General features: G+C 40.5%; 18 protein-coding genes. 11 read left to right on the top strand and 7 right to left on the bottom strand.

What is annotated here, in order from left to right:
* Positions 1–13 precede the first annotated feature (13 nt).
* The 6 genes from U0R11_RS01070 (at position 14) to accD (ending at position 9,684) form a co-directional block, all read left to right on the top strand.
* Positions 14–775, top strand: a complete 762-nt coding sequence (locus U0R11_RS01070; protein WP_406749627.1) for an MBL fold metallo-hydrolase — start codon at positions 14–16, stop codon at positions 773–775.
* Between the two features lie 2 nt (positions 776–777).
* Positions 778–1,425 (top strand): HAD family hydrolase, encoded by a 648-nt coding sequence (locus U0R11_RS01065; protein ID WP_406749399.1) that lies wholly within the window; start codon positions 778–780, stop codon positions 1,423–1,425.
* Between the two features lie 141 nt (positions 1,426–1,566).
* Entirely contained in the window at positions 1,567–4,599 is a 3,033-nt protein-coding gene (locus U0R11_RS01060; protein ID WP_406749398.1) for a SusC/RagA family TonB-linked outer membrane protein, read from the top strand.
* A gap of 17 nt (positions 4,600–4,616) precedes the next feature.
* Entirely contained in the window at positions 4,617–6,035 is a 1,419-nt protein-coding gene (locus U0R11_RS01055) for a RagB/SusD family nutrient uptake outer membrane protein (RefSeq protein ID WP_406749397.1), read from the top strand.
* 101 nt (positions 6,036–6,136) lie between these two features.
* Positions 6,137–8,764, top strand: coding sequence for a T9SS type A sorting domain-containing protein (locus U0R11_RS01050; RefSeq protein WP_406749396.1), 2,628 nt, complete (start codon positions 6,137–6,139; stop codon positions 8,762–8,764).
* A 74-nt stretch (positions 8,765–8,838) separates the two neighbouring features.
* Positions 8,839–9,684 carry an acetyl-CoA carboxylase, carboxyltransferase subunit beta gene (gene accD / locus U0R11_RS01045; RefSeq protein WP_166374605.1) on the top strand — a complete coding sequence of 282 codons (846 nt, stop codon included), beginning with the start codon at positions 8,839–8,841 and terminating at the stop codon, positions 9,682–9,684.
* A gap of 56 nt (positions 9,685–9,740) precedes the next feature.
* On the opposite strand, the gene U0R11_RS01040 is transcribed toward accD, so the two are convergent.
* Both U0R11_RS01040 and U0R11_RS01035 read right to left on the bottom strand, forming a co-directional pair.
* Positions 9,741–10,556: a zinc ribbon domain-containing protein gene (locus tag U0R11_RS01040; RefSeq protein ID WP_166374606.1), complete on the bottom strand. Its 816-nt coding sequence runs from the start codon at positions 10,554–10,556 to the stop codon at positions 9,741–9,743.
* Between the two features lie 40 nt (positions 10,557–10,596).
* On the bottom strand, positions 10,597–11,688 hold the full coding sequence (locus U0R11_RS01035) for a Nif3-like dinuclear metal center hexameric protein (RefSeq protein WP_406749395.1): 1,092 nt from the start codon (positions 11,686–11,688) through the stop codon (positions 10,597–10,599).
* Positions 11,689–11,786: 98 nt separating this feature from the next.
* On the opposite strand from U0R11_RS01035, the gene U0R11_RS01030 reads away from it, so the two are divergent.
* Complete coding sequence (locus U0R11_RS01030) at positions 11,787–12,227, top strand: NUDIX domain-containing protein (RefSeq protein ID WP_406749394.1); 441 nt, start codon at positions 11,787–11,789, stop codon at positions 12,225–12,227.
* Here the strand turns inward: U0R11_RS01030 and U0R11_RS01025 are convergent.
* The gene (locus U0R11_RS01025; protein WP_406749393.1) at positions 12,202–13,590 is read right to left on the bottom strand and encodes a sodium:solute symporter family protein; all 1,389 of its coding nucleotides are present in this window, start codon (positions 13,588–13,590) and stop codon (positions 12,202–12,204) included. The genes U0R11_RS01030 and U0R11_RS01025 overlap by 26 nt on opposite strands.
* 69 nt (positions 13,591–13,659) lie before the next feature.
* Here U0R11_RS01025 and U0R11_RS01020 point away from each other — a divergent pair, with 69 nt between their 5' ends.
* Positions 13,660–14,934, top strand: coding sequence for a D-alanyl-D-alanine carboxypeptidase (locus U0R11_RS01020; protein WP_406749392.1), 1,275 nt, complete (start codon positions 13,660–13,662; stop codon positions 14,932–14,934).
* Between the two features lie 9 nt (positions 14,935–14,943).
* On the opposite strand, the gene U0R11_RS01015 is transcribed toward U0R11_RS01020, so the two are convergent.
* Together U0R11_RS01015 and U0R11_RS01010 are read right to left on the bottom strand one after the other, a co-directional pair.
* Positions 14,944–16,179 carry an ROK family protein gene (locus U0R11_RS01015; RefSeq protein WP_406749391.1) on the bottom strand — a complete coding sequence of 412 codons (1,236 nt, stop codon included), beginning with the start codon at positions 16,177–16,179 and terminating at the stop codon, positions 14,944–14,946.
* Positions 16,180–16,359: 180 nt separating this feature from the next.
* Positions 16,360–17,691 (bottom strand): APC family permease, encoded by a 1,332-nt coding sequence (locus U0R11_RS01010; protein ID WP_406749390.1) that lies wholly within the window; start codon positions 17,689–17,691, stop codon positions 16,360–16,362.
* A 53-nt stretch (positions 17,692–17,744) separates the two neighbouring features.
* Between U0R11_RS01010 and U0R11_RS01005 the strand changes: the two genes are divergently transcribed.
* A complete protein-coding gene (locus U0R11_RS01005; RefSeq protein ID WP_406749389.1) occupies positions 17,745–19,010 on the top strand; it encodes an aspartyl protease family protein in 1,266 nt (421 codons plus the stop codon).
* On the opposite strand, the gene U0R11_RS01000 is transcribed toward U0R11_RS01005, so the two are convergent.
* Positions 19,007–20,125, bottom strand: a complete 1,119-nt coding sequence (locus U0R11_RS01000) for an endonuclease/exonuclease/phosphatase family protein (RefSeq protein WP_406749388.1) — start codon at positions 20,123–20,125, stop codon at positions 19,007–19,009. The genes U0R11_RS01005 and U0R11_RS01000 overlap by 4 nt on opposite strands.
* 150 nt (positions 20,126–20,275) lie before the next feature.
* Here U0R11_RS01000 and rpmB point away from each other — a divergent pair, with 150 nt between their 5' ends.
* Positions 20,276–20,515, top strand: a complete 240-nt coding sequence (gene rpmB / locus U0R11_RS00995) for a 50S ribosomal protein L28 (protein WP_166230339.1) — start codon at positions 20,276–20,278, stop codon at positions 20,513–20,515.
* 62 nt (positions 20,516–20,577) lie between these two features.
* Positions 20,578–21,681 (top strand): ThiF family adenylyltransferase, encoded by a 1,104-nt coding sequence (locus U0R11_RS00990; RefSeq protein ID WP_406749387.1) that lies wholly within the window; start codon positions 20,578–20,580, stop codon positions 21,679–21,681.
* Here the strand turns inward: U0R11_RS00990 and rimO are convergent.
* The gene (gene rimO, locus U0R11_RS00985) at positions 21,678–23,003 is read right to left on the bottom strand and encodes a 30S ribosomal protein S12 methylthiotransferase RimO (RefSeq protein WP_406749386.1); all 1,326 of its coding nucleotides are present in this window, start codon (positions 23,001–23,003) and stop codon (positions 21,678–21,680) included. The two genes, U0R11_RS00990 and rimO, sit on opposite strands and share 4 nt — an antisense overlap.
* Between the last annotated feature and the right edge of the window lie 127 nt (positions 23,004–23,130).

Below are 23,130 nucleotides of genomic sequence, written 5' to 3'. Positions count from 1 at the left end.
CGGCATGTCGCCGATCTCGGTAGAATTTTTGGGTACGGGTACCTCCCAAGGGATACCCATGATTGCCTGTTCTTGTGAAGTTTGTACTTCTTCAGATCAGCATGATCAGCGTTTGCGGGTTTCCATGCACATTCAAACCCAAGGAAAAAGTTTTATCATTGATACGGGCCCCGACTTTCGCCAGCAAATGCTGCGCGCACAGATTAAACGTGTCGATGCCGTCATTTATACCCACGAACACAAAGATCATACCGCTGGCATGGATGATTTACGGGGGTTTAATTATGTTCAAAAATCCAGTATTCCTTTGTATGCTCAGGTCAATGTAATTGATCAGCTGAAAAGAGAATTTGCTTACGCTTTTGGAGAGAATAAATATCCTGGAGTTCCAGAAATTGAAACTTTCCCTATCAGTCACCATGCTTTTGAAATAATGGGTGTCAAGATTCAGCCTATTTTGGTACGTCATTATATGTTGGATGTGCTAGGTTTTCGTTTTGGAGATTTTACCTACATCACCGATGCCAATTATATCTCAGATGAGGAATTGGAAAAAGTGAAAGGTTCAAAAGTACTCGTCATTAATGCCCTAAAAAAGACATCCCATATTTCACATTTTACCTTGGATGAGGCCATAGAGGTGATAGAAAAAGTACAGCCAGAGCGTGCCTACATTACTCACATTAGCCATCAAATGGGCTTGCATGCCGAAGTTCAAAAAGAATTACCTCCTCATGTATATTTGGCTTATGACGGCCTACAACTAACAGTATAAAGATGCCTATTGCAGCGATTTTATTGGATATGGACGGAGTCGTGGTAGATAATTTACCCTACCATGTAGATGCTTGGTTATTGTTTTGTGAGCAACACGGTATTCCATTAACTCGAGAAGTGTTTTACCAAGAGCTGAATGGGATGAATTCCAAAGATACCTTTGAATGGCTATATGGCCGTTCCATGTCTCGTGAGGAAATAGCGCATTTTGAAGAAAAGAAAGAAACAATTTACCGTAATTTTTATGCCACTCACCGAGTTGCAGCACTGGGTTTAATCACCTTTTTGGAAGGTTTACAAGAGCAAGGAATAGCTTGTGCTTTGGCCACTTCAGCAGGCCAAGGAAATATAGATTTCATCGTGGATGGCTTAGGTATCCGTCACTTTTTTCAAACCATCGTGGGTGGAGCCGAAGTGACAAAGGGAAAACCTGATCCGGAAATTTATTTGAAAGCCGCTGATTTATTAGGAGTACCCTTTGCCCACTGCTGGGTGGTAGAAGATTCCCTTCAAGGTATTCAAGCGGGCTTATCGGCCGGCATGCAAGTCGTGGGCATGACCACCTCACATACTGCTGCGGAATTATCCCATACGCAGATTCAAGTTCCTAATTTCGAAGGACTGCTTAGCTTATTACAAGCCAAATAATACACTGTTTATTTTAGATTAATCTAAATTTTCTTTGGTAAGAAAAGGATATTTCCTAATTTTCAAAACCTTTACGTGAGTAAACGGTTATTCTTTACTGTTTCTTGTTTAAAATTTATTATTTCATCAAAAACGTACCTTATGAAAAGAAAATTATTGTTCAGCCTTGGACTGCTGCTGCTCTGGATAGTTCCAGTACTAGCCCAAGACCAAGTAATTTCTGGAAAAGTAAGCTCCTCAGAAGATGGAGCAGGTTTGCCAGGTGTGAGTGTTGCTATCAAAGGAAGCTCACGTGGTATTACTACCGGTAGTGATGGTAGTTACCGTCTTTCCGTACCAGGAAAGAACGCCGTTTTATCCTTCAGTTTTGTAGGTTTTGCCAAACAAGATGTCCCTGTAGGTAATAAAACAGTCATCAATGTATCGCTTGTATCAGAATCGTCGAGCCTAGACGAAGTGGTTGTAATCGGTTACGGTACTGCCAAAAAGCAAAACTTAACAGGTGCTCAGGTGAATGTTACTTCCAAAGCTTTGGAAAATAAACCCGTGGCCAGCTTCGAAAATTTATTACAAGGTAAAGCAGCCGGTGTTCAAGTAACAGCTCAAAATGGTCGCCCAGGTGCTCCTGCGTTTATACGTATCCGTGGGGAAGGAACCTTGACTGCAGGTGCCCAGCCATTAGTGGTGATTGATGGTGTGCCAACAGCCAATAGCGAAGGTACTATCGGAAGTGTCAATGTGCTTAGTTCATTAAACCCAAATGACATTGAAGATATTTCCATTTTGAAGGATGCTTCATCTGCAGCTATTTACGGTTCCCGTGGTGCGAACGGTGTTATTTTGGTTACTACCAAAAAAGGTAAGAAAGGTAATGCTAAAGTGACTCTTTCTACATCCTATGGTATCAATGAAAAGACTCCTGACAATTTCCAAATGATGAATATGCGTCAAAAATTGGAATATGAAAGAGACTTGGATTATGCCAATGAATACGTAGATGCCGCTGGAATTACCAGTCCAGCTAGTGTAACACAATCCGAATTGGATAAAGTGTGGGCTACCTTGGAATCTAAAAAAACGGATTGGTTCAATACCTTGTTGCGTCGCGGAATGAATCAAGTAACCCGTTTAGGTGTGAGCGGAGCAAGCGATACATTTACGTATAACTTGTCTCTAGAAAATCAGATTAATGAAGGTATCTTCAAATTAGCTTCTGATTTATGGAGAAAGCAAGGTCGTGTGAATGTGGAATTCAAACCAAACAGTTGGGCCAAAATTGGTACCAATGTGAATTTCTCTAACAACAAAACGAATGAGATTCGTGACCGTTACAATGCACAGAACCCAGCTTTTGCTATTTATGCATACAATCCTTATGAGCCTGAGCGTTTAGATGATGGGACTTTTAACTTGACTCACCAAGGTTTCCCTATTTCTGAAGCTTTAGAAAACAACCCTGAAATCCTAACAACTAATACAGGTATTTCTAGTGCTTATGTTTCTTTAACTCCTGTGAAAAACTTTGAGTTTAGATCACAAGCTGGTATTACTTGGGTAGATTACTACCGTGAGTCATACATCAAGCCGAACTCCATCCTAGACCAATATGTAGGTGACCCAGCAGCACGTGGTTCTAAAACAGATAATGGATACCAGTCATTCAATTATGTGTTTTCAAATACCATTAATTACAATAACACCATCGCTGATAAACACAATGTTCGTGCTTTAGTGGGTGTGGAGTATACCAACGACAACTACCGTTCTTTCTCCTTTGGAACTAAAGGTTTCCCCAATGGAAAAGTTAGCACACAAGACAATGCATCCACTCCAGTATCAGCTACTTCTTTCAAAACGGATTGGTCATTGTTCTCTTTGTTCGGTCGTATTGGATATGATTTCAACCAACGTTATTTCTTAGACGCATCGATTCGTCGTGATGGTTCTTCTCGCTTTGGAGTGGACAACCGCTATGGATTGTTTGGATCAGTAAGTGCGGGTTGGGAAATCAGTAAAGAGGCTTTCATGGAAGACTTGACTTTCGTCAACCAATTGAAATTGCGTGCTAGTTATGGTACCTCTGGTAATGATCGTATTGGTAACTATACTTCCCTAGGTTTGTATCGTTACTCAAGTTATGGTACTACCTCAGCTACTTTCCCTTCTCAATTGCCTAATTCTAGCTTAACTTGGGAAAAGTCAGCTTCGACTAATATTGGTATCGACTTTGCTTTGTTGAATAACAAGTTAACTGGTACGGTGGATTACTACCAAAAGAAAACATCCAACTTATTATTTGATCGTCCTGTTTCTTCTACTACTGGTTTTTCTAGTCGTACAGAAAACGTAGGAGCGGTTGAAAATAACGGTTTTGAGTTAACGTTGAACTACAAAGTTATTCAAACCAAAGATTTGTATTGGGATATCTCAGCCAACTTTACGAACAACAATAACAAGGTGGTGGAGTTGACAGAAGATAACTTAAACCGTTCAGGTGGAGTTTCTAAGTTGAAAATCGGAGAGCCTATCGACGTGTATTATTTAAACCGTTATGTAGGTGTAAACAAAGAAAACGGTAAGCCTATTTACCTTGATAAAAACGGATCTAATACAGAAACTTGGAGCGCAGGAGATGCCGTTATATTAAGTGGCAAATCTCGTCAAATCAAGTTTTTCGGAGGTTTAGGAACTACAGTAACGTACAAAGGAGTGACTTTGTCTGCGGATGCGGTGTATCAAGGAGGTCATTATGTGATGAACTACAGATGGCAAGACTTGACATCAGATGGAGAAAACGTATACCAAAACCAAGCAGAAGCTGCTTTGAATTATTGGAAAAAAGCAGGAGATGTAAATGTCTTGCCAGATCCACGTCAATTATATCAATCCTTTTCTTCTGATCGCTTCTTGCAAAAAGGAGATTATATCCGTTTGCGTAACGTGACTGTGGCTTACAACTTACCAAGCAACTGGGTAAAGAAAGCCAAGATGCAGTCGGTACGTGTGTATGCACAAGCACAAAACTGGTTCTATTGGACTCCAGAATTTAAAGGAGATCCAGAAGTTGGATTTGGCCAGGCGGAAAGCACAGGTGGTACTGTTCAAGGATTGTTTGCAGCTTATTCTTATCCGCAAACAAGAACAGTCAATGTAGGATTAGATATCACATTTTAATTAGTAGAGACATGAAAATGAAAAAATTCATTCTAGCGATATGCAGTGTTTGCCTAGTGGGACTAGGCTCTTGTGAAAAAGGATTGGAACTGGGACCATATAACTCAGCAACCATCGCACAAGCGTTTGAATCAGATTCTGATTTTGCTAATGCAGTCAGAGGTATGTATGGATCAGCTTTGGGAGGCACTTACTATGGTGGTTCCATGATAAGCTTACCCGATATTTTGTCGGACAATGTTATAGTAGCTCGTACGGGTCGTTTATCTAACCTTTCTTTCCATGAGTGGCGTTATACTGCCGATGGAACCTGGGGATTATTCGCTACGGCCTATTCAGGTATTCGTCGTGCCAATGCTATTTTGGAAAACATCGAACGTTTACCTGCAGGAGCATCTAAAGAAAATTACAAAGCAGAGGCTTTGGCTTTTCGTGCTATGGCTCATTTCGATTTGGTACGTTTGTATGGAAAAGCTTACACACAAGCATCAGATACTGATTTAGGTGTTCCTTATGTAACGTCTACGGATGCTACCTTGAAGCCAAGTCGTGAATCTGTCAAAACCAATTTCAGTAAAATTGAGACTGATTTGAAAGCAGCGGAGGCAGCGATCGGATCCGCGAATGGCATCTATCGTTTCAATAAATCAGCTGTTGCAGCCTTATTATCTCGCGTGTATTTATATGAAGGTAAATGGCAAGAATCAGCGGATGCTGCCACCCGTTCTTTGGCTTTAAGTTCAAACCCTGGTGGTTTAGCTGATTATGCCAGAATTTGGACAGATGCCGTGAATACAGGGGTATTGTTGAAATTACAAATCGTCGATAAAGACCGTATTACTCCAGGTGTTGAATACAGTCAAAGCTCTGCTTCAGGCGTTCGTAATGAATACGTTGTCGATCATTTATTCTTACAGTCATTCAAAGCGAATGATGTTAGAACAGCGGCGTCCTTTCGTTTGACTACCTTCAACGGTCAGCCCTACAATTCCATTGCAAAATGGTTTGGAAGAGCAACAGGAAATGCCAACGTAACGGATTCTAAAGTAATTCGTGTAGCAGAAGTTTGGTTGAACCTAGCAGAATCTTTAGCCAATTTGGGTAAAAGTGCAGAAGCTTTAACGGCATTGAATAATCTTCGTAAAAACCGATATACCGATTTTGACGCAGGTAATTTTGCAGAAAGTGGAAATGCATTAAAATCAGCTATCGACTTAGAGCGCCGCTTGGAATTTGCATTTGAAGGCCATCGTTTGTTTGATTTGAAGCGCAAAGGAGCTGGAATTTCTCGTTCTTCTCGTGGAGATAAAGCAGATGGAACAGGTACTCCTGCTCGTTTCTTGACTTTAGCCGCTACGGATTATCGTTTGCAATTACCATTACCAAGTAATGAATTGCGTGTTAACTCCAATATTCAACAAAATCCGAATTATTAATCGACGTATTTTGTGTGTTAATCGAAAAAGTCCCCATTTGAGGGACTTTTTTGATTTATATATTAGCAGAACATCTTTATATTTAGGGATAATTACCACTCATGAAGAAAATTGTATACCTCATATTAGGAGTGCTGACTAGCTGGCATGTAAGCTATTCCCAAGATCATAAAATGGAAATGATTCCAGGCAAAATGATTGAGGAATATACCCCTGAATTCACTAAAATAAAACGTGAGCTTCCAGAAGGCTATACCCTAGAGATGCAAGACTGGGTGAAGAAAAAGAACATAGAAAGTAAAGGCACCCAAAATAGAACCTCTGCTACCGCCGCCAAGTTTACCCTAAGTTTTGAAACGCCACCTCCAGCAGATGTGAGAGCTATTTTTGAAAAAGCAGCTGAATCTTGGGCCGCCATATTAAATTCGGATGTAGAAGTTAAGATACTTTGCCGCTGGAGAAACTTAGCTACAAATGTTTTAGGAAGTGCAGGAGCTACGGCTAATGTCCGCAACTTCCCCGGTGCAGCTAAAGTGAATACCTTTTACCCGATTGCGCTGGCTGAAAAAATGGCTCATAAAAATCTCAATGGAACGGATTATGATATAGTCGCTAATTTTAATGCGGATTATGCCAACTGGTATAAAGGTTTAGATGGCGTGCCTACCATTAACCAAATCGACTTATATTCGGTTGTCTTGCACGAATTTGGCCACGGTCTTGGATTTATAGGTCAGGTATCGGTGGATAATTCGACAGCCTATTACATCTATCCCGGAATTTTTGATCAGTTTATGGTGAATGGTGCAGGAAGCAGTTTGACAGACACTCTTTCCTTTAAAAATGACTCACCAGAGCTAAAAGCTCAATTAACTTCAGGCAATTTATTTCTTAGTACCTCCAAGGTATTGGCCGTTAATAATAAAGAAAAAGCCAAGTTATACGCCCCCACCAGCTACACACAAGGTTCATCCATCTACCACGTGGATGCCTCTAAATACCGCCCTAAGGACCCCAATGCTTTGATGACGCCCAGTATTGCCAAAGGAGAGATTACGCGAGAACTGGGGACAATTGTGCCCGCTGCATTCAATGATTTTGGATGGTATTCTTCGAGTATCGTTCCCACAGCTGATTTATTTACAGACGCAGAAGATGTGACCAAGGATTACGTATTCAGTGTTAAAGTGTATTCGGATACGCTCGTGAAAGATAATTCGTTGAAATTGATGCTTTCTACTGATGGAAATATTCAAAATGTCACACCTCGGCCTCTGACTTTATCTGGGACCACTTATTCTTATACCTTACCTAAAGACAGTAAATTAAGAACCATAGCCTATTATTGGGTGGCAGAAGAAGCCAGTGGGAAGAAATTCACCACACCTGCGCAAGCGCCCATGATAGCGGGTACCACGACTTCTAGTTTTTATAAGTTTACGATTGGACAGGATACCGTGAAACCTATAGCGATTTATTCCAATCCACTTAAATATATCTTTTCGAATCAGACTAAAATTACCTTGCCAACCTTATTGGCCAACGATAACATTGGTATCGATACGGTTTATATGGAATACAGTATTGGTACTGGTGCCGTGGTTAAAACGGGATTTACGCGTTCTGCAACAGAGTCTTTTAGTTTTAATGGAGCATTTAACTTTACCACAGGCCAAATTAAAGCAGGTGATATTATTAAATATCGGGTAGTGGTCAAAGACAAAGCAAAGCTTGCTAACTATGTTTATTTCCCTAGTACGGGTAACTACGAGTTTGTGGTCTTGACCTCCATGGATGCGGTAAATAATTATAAAACGGATTTTGAAAGTAAGCCTTCAGCGGATTTTTATTTGAAAGGATTTGCTATCAATCAACCTGCGAATTTTACGTCCTTAGGTTTGAATACAGAGCATCCTTATTCCAATGGTTCGGAAGAATCCTACGATAATTCAGGAGGCTCAGATAAGTTTACTAATTACGATGCCATTTTATTGAAGCCCATCATTGTGCGGGCTGATACCGCTAGAATCTTTTTTGATGAAGTCGTTTTGGTGGAACCTGCCGAGACAACAGGTACTTCCTTTTTAAATGCAGACGGTTCAGTCAATCGCTCGTTTTATGATTATGTCATAGTACAAGGTTCCAAAGACGGAGGATTAACTTGGAGTAATTTACGGGATGGATGGGATTCCAATGATTTTACCGAATGGCAAAGCGGATGGGCTGGAGCGAATGTGGATAAAAATGGAAATTCAACCTTAAAAGGATCAGCAGCATTATACCAAAAAAGAGAAATTGATATTTTGGGTTCGGGCAAATTTAACCCGGGAGATAAAGTATTGTTACGATTCCGCTTACATTCCGATATAGGAGCTTATGGCTGGGGCTGGGCCATTGATAATTTAAATATCCAAGGTGCTCAGGCAATCACGCCACCTAAATTGGTTTTGGCGGTAGAAAATGGAACGGAAGCAGATGGCCTACACATTCGGCCTAATCCTAGTCAAGGTTTATTTCGGGTGCAATTACCTTTGGAACAAATGGGTCAAACGGTGGAGCTTCATGTGATTGATCTGCAAGGAAGAGTGGTATATCAAGAAAATATGACGGTGGGAGGGTCCATGTTGGATACGGAAATTCAGGCAGGCAATTGGCCAACAGGGACTTATTTTTGTGTGGTCAAAACAAGCAAACAGCAGTTTGTAAAACGAGTATTTTTATTGAAATAAGTATCAAATAGGGAATTAGTTTTCCATGCCACCTCTTTTTAATTATCTTTGCAGTCCTTTAGAAAAAAGAAAATATGTCTTGGTTTACCAGAAAAGATAAGGGAATTCAAACTCCTACCGAATTCAAAAGAGAAGCTCCAGATGGTTTGTGGTATCAATGCCCTTCCTGTAAGAAGGCTATCCATACAAGAGAACATCGTTTATTTGCTTATACTTGCTCCAATTGCAATTACCACGAGAAAATAGGTTCTCAAGATTATTTTGAATTGCTTTTTGATCAAACTCGATATACTGAATTAGATGCCTTAATGAGTTCAGGTGATCCATTGAATTTTGTGGATACCAAAAATTATCCAGATCGGGTAAAAGCCACCGAATTAAAAACCGGACTTAAAGATGCGGTTCGTTCTGCTTATGGTGAGATGAATGGCTTGCCCATTACGGTAGCAGCTATGGATTTCAGTTTTATTGGTGGTTCCATGGGTTCTGTGGTGGGAGAGAAGATAGCAAGAGCTATTGATTACTCCTTGGAGCACAAGCAACCTTTCTTGATGATTTCCCGTTCTGGTGGAGCACGTATGATGGAAGCGGGTTTTTCTTTGATGCAAATGGCCAAGACTTCAGCTCGTTTGGCCTTACTAGATGAAGCGAAGATTCCTTATATCTCTTTGTTGACAGATCCAACGACAGGTGGGGTAACAGCCTCATTTGCCATGTTAGGGGATTTTAACATTGCTGAACCAGGAGCATTAATTGGTTTTGCAGGACCACGTGTTATTCGTGAAACTATTGGTAAAGATTTACCGAAAGGATTCCAAAGTGCCGACTTCGTATTGGAGCATGGATTTTTGGATTTTATTGTAGATCGTAAAGACCTAAAAGATAAATTGACTTCCTTGTTGGGCATGTTGCAGAAATAATTCCCAATCAATTCTTATAAAAAAAGTCTCCCGAAGAATTTCGGGAGACTTTTTTATTATTCAGCAGCTGGAGCAGCAACAGGAGCGGCAACCGCTGCCTTGCTACGGCTTTTCTTTTCTTTCTCTGGAGGAGGAATAACGTCTTCTACTCCGGCAAAAACACGACCACAGTGCTCACACACAATAATCTTCTTTTTGTCTTTGATGTCAGTTTGTCTTTGTGGAGGTACAGAACTGAAACATCCACCACAAGCACCACGCTTCACCATCACTACGGCTAAACCGTTGCGGGCGTTGTCACGTAATTTCTCATACGACTTAAACAAACGAGGGTCAACCAGTTTCAAAGCCTTTTCACGATCTTTCATCGCTTTTTGCTCATCTTCTTCACTTTCGTTGATGATAACCTCTAATTCTTTTTGCTTTTGTTCTAAATCTTTTTTGCGTTCAAACAAAGTAGATTCTACGGAAGCGATTTCGTCATTTTTATTCAAAACTTTGAAATCAATTTCCTTGATACGCTTATCAGCGATCTCCATTTCTAATCCTTGAAGTTCAATTTCTTTCGAAATAGCTTCAAATTCACGGTTGTTACGCACGTTCATTTGTTGCTCTTTGTACTTCACAATTAACTTGTCAGAATCCTTTTTAGAATTTTTGTAGTTAGAAATTTGCTCTTCAAAAGACGCGATTTCTTGTTGGAATTTTGACAAACGAGTCTCTAAACCCATAATCTCATCCTCTAAATCACGTACTTCTTCGGGTAAATCACCTCTAACTTTCTTGATATTATCTAAGGCTGAATCAATGGTCTGAAGCTTTAATAATGCTTCTAACTTTTGGGCAATCGTAGTTTCGGTAGCTGTAGCCATTATTATTGTTACGTTTGAAAGTGTCTAACTCTCTTTATTCTTATGCATACCTGACCGGATTGGTCAAGGTCTCGCTTTTCAGAACGGCAAAATTACTAAAAATATTTGATAAATAAGTATGGATGGCATCCTTTATCATAACTTCGGATTCATAATGCCCTATATCACAAAGCATACAGCTATTTTCACCATCAAAGAACTCATGATATTTTAAATCACCTGTCAAGAATGCATCCGCTCCCTGACGTTTGGCCTCCGAAATTAAAAAACTTCCTGCTCCACCACATACCGCTACTTTTTTTATGGCTTTGTCCAATATAGGAGTATGCCGTATGGCGGATAGTCCCAGTGTTTTTTTGACATATTGAATAAAATCTTCACCCGACATAGCCTCGTCTAATTCACCTATAAAACCAGCCCCCACCTCATTCCAGCTATTATCTAAGGACTGAATGTAATAGGCAACCTCTTCATAGGGATGTACTTTCTTTAAAGTTTGAAGGATATTAGATTCCAAATAACTAGGGAAAATCATGTCCACTTTTACTTCTTGTACTTCGGTTGGAATGCCTTGATGGCCTATCACCGGATTCGCCTCGGCTGAAGGAGTAAATCGACCAATGCCCTCGGAGCTAAAACTACATCCCGAATATTCTCCAATATTGCCTGTTCCTGCTGCATGTAACGCAATCCTCACTGCTTCTTGCTGGGCTATGGGTACAAAATAACTAATTTGTTTTAATGCATTTTCAGCCGCTAACAATACTTTCCCACGTATACCCAATTGTTGGGCTAAATGATAGGAAACTCCTTTGGGTGCATGATCTAAATTGGTATGAGAAGCATATAAAGCTACATCGTGTTTGATGGCCTTCATGACGGTTCTTTCCACATAATTTTTTCCTGTCAAAGATTTGAGACCTTTAAACACGATGGGATGGTGTGAAATAATCACATTGCAGCCTTTTTGGATGGCTTCTTCGACTACTTCTTCAGTACAATCCAAACTGATTAATACCCCTTTTACCTCCATCGAAGGATCTCCCACCAGCAATCCAGCATTATCATAGGATTCTTGCCAGGCCAAAGGCGCCCATTGTTCCATACTGCGGCAAACGTCTGCAAGCTTCATATTCTTTTTTTAGTGTAGCAAAGGTAAAATTCTTTCGGGAGCTTTGAAAAAAATGGCTATATTTAAGCAGATAAACCCTATCTAATTGATTTAAATATATGCGATGTAGACCCGCCATAGTGATTATGGAAAATGATCATGTGTTATTAATGCGCTACCAATTTGGTTCAGGAATGGTGTATAATTTTCCGGGAGGCAACCCCGATCCAGGAGAAATTTTCCCCGAAACCATTCGTCGAGAATGTCGTGAAGAATTAGCCGTTGAAGTAGAAGTTGGGAGCATGCTCTTGATGGGCGAAATACCCAGTCAAGAGGAAAGAAAAAGTGCCTTACACATTCTTTTTGAAGGCAAAATTATTTCAGGAATTCCCTTCCTACAAGCACAAGAAACCACAGCCCAAGAAGTTTGTTGGGTTCCCATAGCTCAACTATCTAGCCTTCATTTATATCCAAACGTTGGGGAGGCATTGCAAGATTTGGTTTTCTTACATAAGAAAGGAATTTACCTTGGGGCTATTCAACAGCCTTGGGTGAATTAGGCCACACATAGGTTCCTAGCAATAAGCCTAGTAAACTGGCAGCTAGTCCTGGCCAAATAGAGGGGATTTCTGAGGGAGCAACAAACTGAAAATAGCCCCAAACGCCTAAACCCAATATCATACTCAAGTGGCTGCCCATGGAACTGGCTTTTTTCCACCATAATCCAGCATTGAGAGGAATGAACAAGGAGACCAATCCAAAAGCCGAGGATTCTCCCACGAGCTCAAAAATGTTTTGCCGCTTAACGGCCATGTAAATGCAAGACAGGGTGACTATAACCACAGAGAAGCGGATGATGCGAAGCACTTTTTGATCCGAAGGATTCCTCATCATCGGTTTAATCAAGTTTTCCCCCAATACCGAAGCAGGGGCTAAAATGGCACCACTGGTGGTACTCAATAAGGCTGAAAGTAAAGCTCCCAAAAATAAAATTTGCACTCCAGTGGGCGTGAATTTCATAACCAGGTGTGGGATCAAGAGCATGTCGTCCGACAATAAACTAGGATATAAGCTCACCCCTAAAAAGGCAATCAGTAAAGGGAGCATGGCGACACTCAAATACATAATTCCTGCCGAAAAGCTAGCTATTCCTGCCACATGGGCGGATTTGGCCGACATCACTCGTTGGAATATATCTTGTTGGGGAATAGACCCTAAACCTATGGTTATCCAAGCAGCCAGATAACTAAGCCAAGAAACAGTATCGTGTTTTTTAGGTGTGAATTTAAAAAAATCAGCTTCCTGATGTTGTATAATGGCTCCTAGGTCAGGCGTTTTTTGATACAAGAGAAAAGCCAAAAATACCAATCCAATGATGAGGATGATGTTGTGTAAAAAGTCGGTAATGGAAATGGACCACATACCGCCTAGCAAGGTATAGGTCATGACTAAGAGTGCCCCCATGACAATTCCCCATTCTGTACTGATAGGTAAAAGCAAGTGCAAGGTCAATCCCAAGGCTACCAACTGGGCTGATATCCAGCCAAAATAGGAGGGTACCATCACGATAGCAGAAAGCTTTTCTGAGAAATTGCCAAACCTTTGTCGGAAATAATCACTAAACGTCAAGACCTTGAGTGGATATAATTTACGGGCATAGATTGTACCTACTATGACTAAGCCCAAAGCTGCTCCGAAAGGCTCTTCAATGATGGATAAAACCCCTCCGTGTACAAATTCTCGGGGAGCATCTAAAATGGTCTCAGATCCAAACCAGGTAGCAAAGGTGACCATGGTGGCTAAGGCGAAGGGAAGGTTTCTTCCTGCCAAAACAAAATCTTGGGTGGTATGCACTTTTTTACTCGCCCACCAGCCTACTGCCAGGTTCAATGCCAAATAAAAAAGAACAAATGCGATTAACATGATGAAAAGAATGAGCTTAAAAATACGTAATTTTCGTGTAAGCTTTCCAATCACCTTAGCCTTAAACGTATGTTTATCAAAAGTCCTGCTTACCTATTCCTTTTCTTGACCTGCCTGTTTTTTACTTCTTGCCAAACAGCTAAAATCAAAAAAGCATATGTAAAATCCGGACTGAATCAATTTCATACAGGCATTCTCATTCAGGATCAAAATGGAAAGGTGGTGTTTTCCCAACAAGCGGATCAGTATTTTATGCCGGCATCCAATGCTAAATTACTGACCTTTCTTTTAGCTAAAACTATACTGCCAGATTCAATTCCTGCTTTTGCTTATCAAGAGCAAGGAGATAGCTTGTATTTTTGGGGAACGGGTGATCCATCAACTTTACATGCCAAATTAAAGAATAAGGCAATGTTGGATTTTTTACAAGCTTCACAAAAAAACTTGGTCTATGCAGATGATGCTAAACTAACCCTTCCTCAAGGGGCGGGCTGGGCTTGGGATGATTATCAAGATTATTATGCGGCTGAAATTTCTAGCTTGCCGCTATATGGGAACTTGGTTTATTTTATGAACCAAGGAAATGCTTGGAAGGCCCATCCTTCCTATTTTCAATCGAGCATTCGGATTACTTCCGAGAAAGATGCATCACGAGATAGATTAAGTAATCAATTTTTTCTCCCCGCAACAGATGCCAAAAATGCTCCCAAAAGCATCACCATTCCTTACTTAACTTCGCCAGAGCTGACCGCCAGATTGTTGGCTGATACCTTACATAAACCCGTACATTACCGTGCGCTCAAACGCGATCCACTTCAATCAAAATTGGTGTATGCCGGGAAATTGGACAGTTTATTGGTTCCTTTGCTTCATAACAGCGACAATATGATTGGGGAACAATTAATTTATTTGATGGGCACTCAAAGGGGCTGGAATGGCCCTACGGCTAACATCATTCACAATTTGTTGCAGGAGCCTGGTTTTGAGTTTTTGAAGGAAATTAAATGGGTGGATGGTTCAGGTTTGTCGCGTTATAATTTGTTTCGACCTAAAGATATTATTCTGATATTGAGTCATTTGCATGAAACGGTGAGTGACTCTCAATGGAAATACCTCTTGCCAGAAATAGGGAAGTCAGGCACCTTGAAATCCATGAAATTAGCCAATCCTCAATCTCATGCTTGGGCTAAATCTGGGTCATTTGGAAATACCTATAATTTGTCTGGCTATTACCAAAATGCTCAAGATAAATGGTATTTATTTACCGTTATGACCAATCTAGCGAATCAATCGGTGAGTGTCAATAAAAAACAAATCTTAGAATTTTTGAATGTATTGAATTAGCTAAGGATCTCAATCACTTTCAGCTAAGGTCTTGTGAATGGCATAAGCTTGCAATCCTAGTACTTTGGCCCTTTCACCGAGTTCAGAAATTTCTACTTGTAGATTTTCTTTGTAATCGGCAAGGCAATATTTGTAGATGGCTTGTTCAATGGGGTTACTAATAAACTTGCCTGCATGAGCTAATACACCATGGATGATGATGGTTTTGGGATTTAATAAGTGAACAGCTATGGCTAGTACTTTTCCCATTTCATGACCCATGTCTTGCAATAAATCAATGGCTAATTCATCTCCGCGATTGGCCGCATCAATGACCATCTCGATGTCTATATTTTCAAAATTCTCTTTAGCCAGCAAAGAGACATTTCCTTCTTTAATAAGTTCTTTGATTCTCTTGATTAAATAAGAAGCCTTAGTAACGGTGTCCAAGCAACCCACTTTTCCGCAATAACATAATTCACCTTGAGGCCTAACTTGTATGTGGGCTAACTCTCCAGCAAATCCAGACTCCCCTAATACCACTTGACCATTCACCAACAAACCAAATCCTACACCATTCCAGTCCATGTTGACGGTGATCGCATGTTGTATATTTTGAGCAAGGCCAAAATGATGCTCTCCTAGGGTGATAGCTTTGGTGTCATGAATGACATAGGTACGTACATGAAGGAACTTTTCAAGTTCCAAAGGAAGGCTTTTCCCTTTGACACAAAGATTGGGATAGGTATAATTAATCCCTGTTTTGGGATTGATTAATCCAGGCATGGAGATACTGATGGCTTCCAAGTCCGTTATTTTACAGGCAGCAGCTTGAAGTATAGCACTTATTTCCTTGGTAAGGGATTCTATAATAGGTTTATTTTCAATAACGAGGGAAATCGCCTGACTAAATATCACCTCATTATGTAAGTTTAATAGATAGGCTTTACTTGAATAGGTGTTCATGTCGATCGCCAAAACAAACCTATCTCGGGGATTGAGTCTATATAAAGCAGGCTTTCGGCCCAACTGTACTTCGGCTGGCCCAATTTCTACAATCCATTTTTCAGTAATTAACTCTTCAATCAAACTGGTTACAGAAGGAACGCTAGTGTGTAAGTGTTTGGCCAATTGAGCTATGGTAAAGCTGTCATGCGTATAAAGATGTAGAAGAAGCTTTCTTTTAAGTTTGTTCTTCTTTAGGTCAACAACCGATTCTTTTTCTACATGTTCACTTTCAGAAATTGATTTAAACAAATCTGACATAATTAATAGGTTATATGTTGGATCAAACAGATAGAAACCTAGGCCTATTTCTGGGATTTTAGGTTAAAGTTCAACTAAATATAAACAATTCAGGGAAATCTATCATGGAACAGATGAAAATCAACAGGTTAAGCCATGAGAATCGTTGAATTAAATCTATGTTAAGAAAAAATCATAGTGTTAAAAATCTAACTTATTCGATTCAAATAGACTTCGATACAAAACATAGGTGCCCACCACGAAAAGGAGTACATAGATGCCACTGCTAGGATTTTGGACCAATGTGCCCGCTAAAAATAGGATGGAAACTACTAACAAAAGGCTAGGAACATAGGGATAAGCCCATGCTTGATAAGGTCGGTGCAAGTGGGGTTCCGTATGTCGTAATCTCAACAAAGAAGCGAAACCAGAAATATAACTGGCTACAAAGAAAAAGGTAGCAATATCCGACAAGCGTTCATTCAAGGTTTTGCCTGTTAATAAGAGCAGGCAGGACATACCTACGGTTAAATGTGTAGCAAAACTAGGGCTACCTAAGCTATTGACCTTACTCGCTTTTTTCCAAAAAAGGCCATCGCGACTCATCGAATAGAGCACCCGAGGAGCAAACATCACTTGGGTGTTCAATATGCCAAAAATACTGAGAGCTAAAAAAGCGGTAATCCATTGGCCTGTACTAATGCCAAATAGTAAAGTGATGGCCTCTGCAGCAGCTAATTTGGAATGTCGAACCTCTTCTAAGGGAAGTACATACAGTATAGCGATGTTGATGAATAGATAAATAGTCGCCACAGAAATGACTCCGATATACATCGACTTCGGCATGCTTTTGACTGGGTCAGCATTTTCTTCCGTGAAATAAGCGGCAGTATGCCAGCCATCAAAGGCGTAAAAAATAGACAATAAGGCTGTCGTGATGCCAGACCACAGAGGAAGTCCTTTAGGGCTAGCATGGGTTTCAAGCCACATGCCACCAGAACCATACACCAAGCAAAGGATAATAAAGCCAAGAAGTGCTATTGCCTTGATTCCAGAGAGCCATTCTTGAGATTTCCCTGCCATGACCACACCCCATTGATGGAAAAACCAAAGGAGCATTAATGTCCCTACGGCTACATAGTTTTCCTGATGTTCAAAAAATGGGAATAGGATCCCTACATATTCGCTAAATGTATAAGAGCCAAAGGCCAAGGCTGTAACTGTGCCTAACCAAGAACTAATCCCGACTAAAAATCCAATATATCGCCCAAATGCCCTTTCTGCATATCCATACCAAGCTCCCGCTTTGGGAATAGATAAACTTAGTTCTAATACAGAACTGATGCCTAATAGGGCATAAGCCGCTACCAAGATCCACAAGCCGATAATTAAATAAGGATTAGCCAACTGATCTGCAATAGGTCCAGGCTTGCGGAGTATTCCCGTTCCCACCGTTCCACCCAAAGTGACCGCCACTCCGAAGCCCGTACCCAAAACTTTCCAAAGTTGATTTGTTGGCTTATTTTTCGACATTATAGAACAAAAGTAAATAAATTTAGTTTCTTGCAAGGCTTACCCTAACATGAATGAAAAATAGCTTTTTCATTAAGCTGTGTGTTCTATCACTAATTTCTGCCGCTCTTTTTGCTCAAAAGCCTAAAGTAGTGAAGGAAGAGTACATTAGTTTCCATTGGAAAAAAACCAAAAAGACCGTTTACATTCCTTTTGATTTGTATTCCAATTTAGTGATTATTCCCTTAATCATCAATGAATCAGATACCCTCAAGTTTATTTTAGATACGGGTGTAGGAACTACCATTTTATCGGATCCTGCCGTAGCTAAAAAACTGGGTTTGAAATCCGTTCGAAAAATCCGTGTCAATGGCGTGGGAATGGGAGACCCTATTACCGCCAACATTGTCATCGATGTTCGAATGAGCATTGGAGAGGCACAAGCGAACCGACAAAGTATCATTTTTTTGGATACCGATGTATTGGATTTATCTAGTTTTGTTGGCACTAAAATTCATGGGATTATTGGGTCTGATTTATTCAATAATTTGGTGGTGACGATGGATTATTTGAATCGTAAAATTGAACTACGCTATCCAATTAATTATAAATACAGGGCCAGTAAAGGGCTCAAATTCCCCATCACGTTGCTGGATAATAAACCTTATATAAGAGGCGTAAATTTAACGAATAAGCAAGGTGTAACCTCTGATTTATTGTTGCTAGATTCGGGTGCAGGTCATGCATTTTCCATTGAAGGTCAAACGGGTGATACCACTAAATTTCATTTGTCGGAGTATCAGTTTCAACTAGGTAAAGGCTTAAATGGGATAATTTTAGGGCATTTAGGAAGGATAAAACAAGTGGGCTTAGGTCCATGGAAATGGAAAGAAGTAGTAAGTTCTTTCCCTGATTCTTTATCCTATCAAGTGAAACAAATGCAAGGTATATCCCCGGTATCTGGAAGTATAGGAGGAGAGTTTTTGCGAAGATTTAAATTAACCTTTCATTATTTAGACAACTACGTGGTTTTCAAGCCGATCGCTTCTCGATTAAATCGACCTTTTGAAGAAGGGCTTTCGGGTCTCACGCTGGTGTCCATCGCCCCCGAATTCAAACGCTTTAAAGTAGAATCCGTACAAGACGGTTCTCCCGCAGACGATGTCGATTTTAGGGCAGGGGATGAAATCTGGATGGTGAATAATCGTAAGGCAACGGAATACCGGTTGGATGAGTTGAACCGATTACTTCAAACCAAAGTAGGGGATAAAGTATTGTTTTTGGTTAAAAGGGGAACCGAAATTCATTTGAAGGAAATCACCCTCAAAAGGTTATTCTAATGTTTCTTAATCACGTAAGTAGCTACAATCGGGAAATGATCTGAATAAGTGATTTTTCGGAGGGTTGTGAATTGTAAAATCTCAAATTCTTTCGAGAAAAACTGATTGTCGATCCGCACCATATACGGACTGCGATTCAACGTAAATCCAAACCCACGTCCCGCACTTTCAAAAGCATTGTCCATTCTTTCCCGCAGAGTTCCATAGGCCCATCCATAAGGCGTTTCATTTAAATCACCCATAACCAAGACGGGATAGGGGCTTTGTTGTATGATGCGATTGATTTGGCTAATTTCTTCTTTGTGTCGAATGAAACCTTTTTTAAGGGAAGCGATGATGCCTCGTCCTTCTTTCTTGGCATCTTCGTAATCTTGATCTCGTATTTTTCCAGTGACTTTACCTACGCGGATTCCCATGGACCAAAGCTGTAAATTGATGACTCGAATGGTATCTTTTTCTTTGACTAAATCCGCAAATAGATATCCATTGGCCGAGTTTTTGAACTGTTGACCTTCTTGATGAATGATGGGATATTTAGAAAAAATAGCTAGACCCATTTTTTCACGTGAATCAAAAATCTCTTTTTTTAGAGGTAGAATAGCATAATGAGGATATTGCTCCTTCATCATGCTAATGCTTTTATAGGCTGGCCGATCAGCATTGGAATAAAACTCTTGGAAACATTTGATGTCGGCCTCATAATCCAACATGAATTTTTTCAATTTCTCCACATTGGCTTCATTGGCCTCATAGGCATTGGAATACATCCCATATACATTGTAATTCAATACTTTAATGGGCTTCTCTAGGCTTTCTTTTGGATTATTAATGGCTATGCTTCGCTGGATAAAACTAATGCCTAAGAGTAAGACGGTTAGGGGTAATAAGGCCCTTTTAGCTCGTTGGAAGATCCAATATACCAGCGAAACGAAACAGAGTATCTGAGCCACCGGCATACTCATCATGATGAATCCGGCCAACCAGTGATCTATGATGAGGGAATAGCTAAGTAAATAGGTTAATAGGGTGTATAAACACAAGGGTAAAGTACCTAACCAGATGATGGAGGAGATTATTTTCTTAGGAAGAGATTCAGAGGATTTGCGCTTACCCATGCTCAAAGATAACAATTGAAAGAATATAGCGGGGATAATTTATAAATTTTAGAATGATGATTGTGATTTTATAAAATTATGAGTACTTTTGCCATCCGATTTGATAACAAATATAATTCAAGAGCGAGTCTCAAATAAAAAGCAAATATTATGGCAAAGGTTTGTCAACTAACAGGAAAGAGAACAAGAGTAGGAAACCATGTTTCTCACGCAAACAATAAGACAAAACGTAAGTTTTTCCCAAATTTACAAACGAAGAAATTCTTTTTAGAATCTGAAGGTGTTTGGGTACGTATGAAAGTAAGCGCTAAAGCAATTCGTACCATCAATAAGAATGGTTTCGAAAAGACTTTAATTGCTGCTGCACGTAAAGGAACTTTATCTGTATAGATTGTAAAATTTTTACGAAATTAGAGCCTCTTTGAAAATCAAAGAGGCTTTTTTTGTTTCTCATGCTTTCATCTGAAGATAACATACGCTATCAAAAACAGCTTAAAATGGCTGATTGGGGAGAAGCGCAGCAGCTAACTCTATCTCGAGCAAAACTCTTGGTAGTGGGTGCTGGTGGACTCGCCAGTGGGGCATTACCTTACTTGGCAGCGGCAGGCATTGGACATATTGCGATCATCGATGGAGACACGGTGGATCTATCCAATTTAGGTCGACAAGTCATATATCAACAAGCAGATTTGGGCGAGTTTAAGGCAAAAAAGGCTGAAGCCTATCTACAAGCCTTAAATCCCAGTATCCAAGTTCAAGGAATAGCACAGAAATTGACGGAAGAAAATGCGGAAAAGCTCATCCAATCCGTGGATTTAGTGATTGATTGTACCGATAATTTCAAAACAAGGTATTTAATTAATGACCACTGTGTAGCCATGGGGAAACCTTTTATCTATGCCGCCATTCATACCTGGGAAGGGCATTTAAGTGTGTGCAATATGCGCATGGCATCGGGTAAAATGAGCCCCACCTACCGCTGTTTCTTTCCCAATGAACCGGGCCCCAATGAAATCCCTACCTGTGATGAAGCGGGTGTATTAGGCTTTTTGCCGGGTATTTTAGGCATTATGCAAGCTAAAGAAGCTATTTTTTGTTTGGCTGGTATGCCTTCTCCTGCCCAAGGGGCCTTGATGACCTGGGATGCTCAGGAAATGCGAAGCTACTTTTTTGCTTTAGAAAGAGATCCCCTGGCCGAAGAAAAGATTTTTCCAATCACCGAAGACAGTAGTCTAGTCAAAGAATTAAGTCCTGAGGAGGCATTTGCCCAATGGCAAGATGGACAGATTGACTATATGTTGGATGTACGTGAGGAAGATGAATGGGATTTTGCTCGCATCGAAGGAGCCATCCACATTCCTATGAATGACATTTCTTCCAAGCTGTCATTATTGCCTAAAGCCTCCAAAGGTCTAGTGCTTTGCCACCACGGCATGCGCTCTGCCCATGTGATAGTTTACTTGCAGCAGCAAGCGGGCTTTAAACATGTTTTTAATCTAGCCGGTGGCATCGACGCCTGGTCAAGGCGCATTGATCCCGACATTCCTCGTTATTAAGAAACGATGGTTCCGTATAAATCAAACTCCTCTGCACGATCTATTTTAACCTGAACAAAATCCCCTAATCGAGCATATTGTTCCGCTGGAATCAATACTTCATTATCCACTTCGGGAGAATCAAATTCGGTTCGGCCAACGAAATAACCACTCTCTTTGCGGTCAACCATCACTTGATAGGTATTCCCAACGCGAGCTTGGTTCAACTCCTCCGAAATGCCTTGCTGCAAAGCCATGATTTCGTCCGAACGCTCTTGCTTCACCTCTTCAGGTACATCATCTTGAACAGAGAAAGCATGGGTGTTTTCCTCATGGCTGTAATTGAAAATCCCCAAACGATCAAAACGCATACGCTCCACGAAGGAATAGGTTTCTTCATAATCTGCTTCCGTTTCTCCCGGATAACCTGAAATCAAAGTAGTTCTCAAAGCAATGTTAGGCACCGTTCCACGGATGGTTTCAATCAATGCTTCTGTTTTTTCTCGGGTGATACCACGGCGCATACGCTTTAAAACGGCATCTGAGCCACTTTGTAGGGGCATATCCAAGTACTTACAAATGTTCTCTCTTTCTGCCATCGTCTGCAAGATTTCTACGGGAAAACCTGCTGGATAAGCATATTGCAAACGTATCCATTCAATGCCATTTACATCAGAAAGGCGCTCTAATAATTCTTTTAATTTGCGTCCACTTGAGCTTCCAGCCTCTTTGAAGTCCAAACCATAAAAGGTCAAATCTTGGGCAATCAGGATAAGCTCCTTGGTGCCCTTCTTAGCTAAGGAACTAGCTTCTTTGATTAATTCCTCCATGGGACGAGAAACGTGATTCCCACGCATCAAAGGAATGGCACAGAAGGAGCAAGGGCGGTCGCAACCTTCCGCGATTTTCAAATAGGCATAATGCGCAGGCGTGGTCAACAGGCGTTCACCCACTAATTCATGTTTATAATCTGCCTTTAGGGCTTTCAGTAAGCGAGGTAATTCATTTGTACCAAAGAAGGAATCCACCATCGGGATTTCTCTTTCCAAATCATCCTTGTAGCGATGAGAAAGACAGCCTGTCACATAGAGCTTGTCTATTTTGCCCGCTTCTTTGGCATCGGCATAGCGAAGAATGGTATCAATGGATTCTTGTTTGGCATTATCAATAAAGCCGCAAGTATTAATCACGACGATGTTGGCCTTATCTTTTTTAGCTTCATGTGTTACTTCCAAGCCATTCCCTTTTAACTGGGTAAATAGCACTTCCGAGTCAACCAGGTTTTTGGAACAACCTAGGGTAATGATATTGATGGAAGGTTTGGCGACAACTTTAGTTTTCATGAAGCATGATTAAATGAACATGCAATTTACGAAGAAAGAACGAAACCTCGATTTTTACCTTTTTTGTTTAATTTATTCTTTTCGGGATACAAATTTTAGATTCTTTTTATAGTATTGCAGTTCACAA

This window comes from Aquirufa salirivi, assembly GCF_045310485.1.
Classification (GTDB): Bacteria; Bacteroidota; Bacteroidia; order Cytophagales; family Spirosomataceae; genus Aquirufa; species Aquirufa salirivi.
The sequence above is the reverse complement of the archived record's forward strand: the minus strand, read 5'-3'. Positions and strand labels throughout refer to the sequence as shown.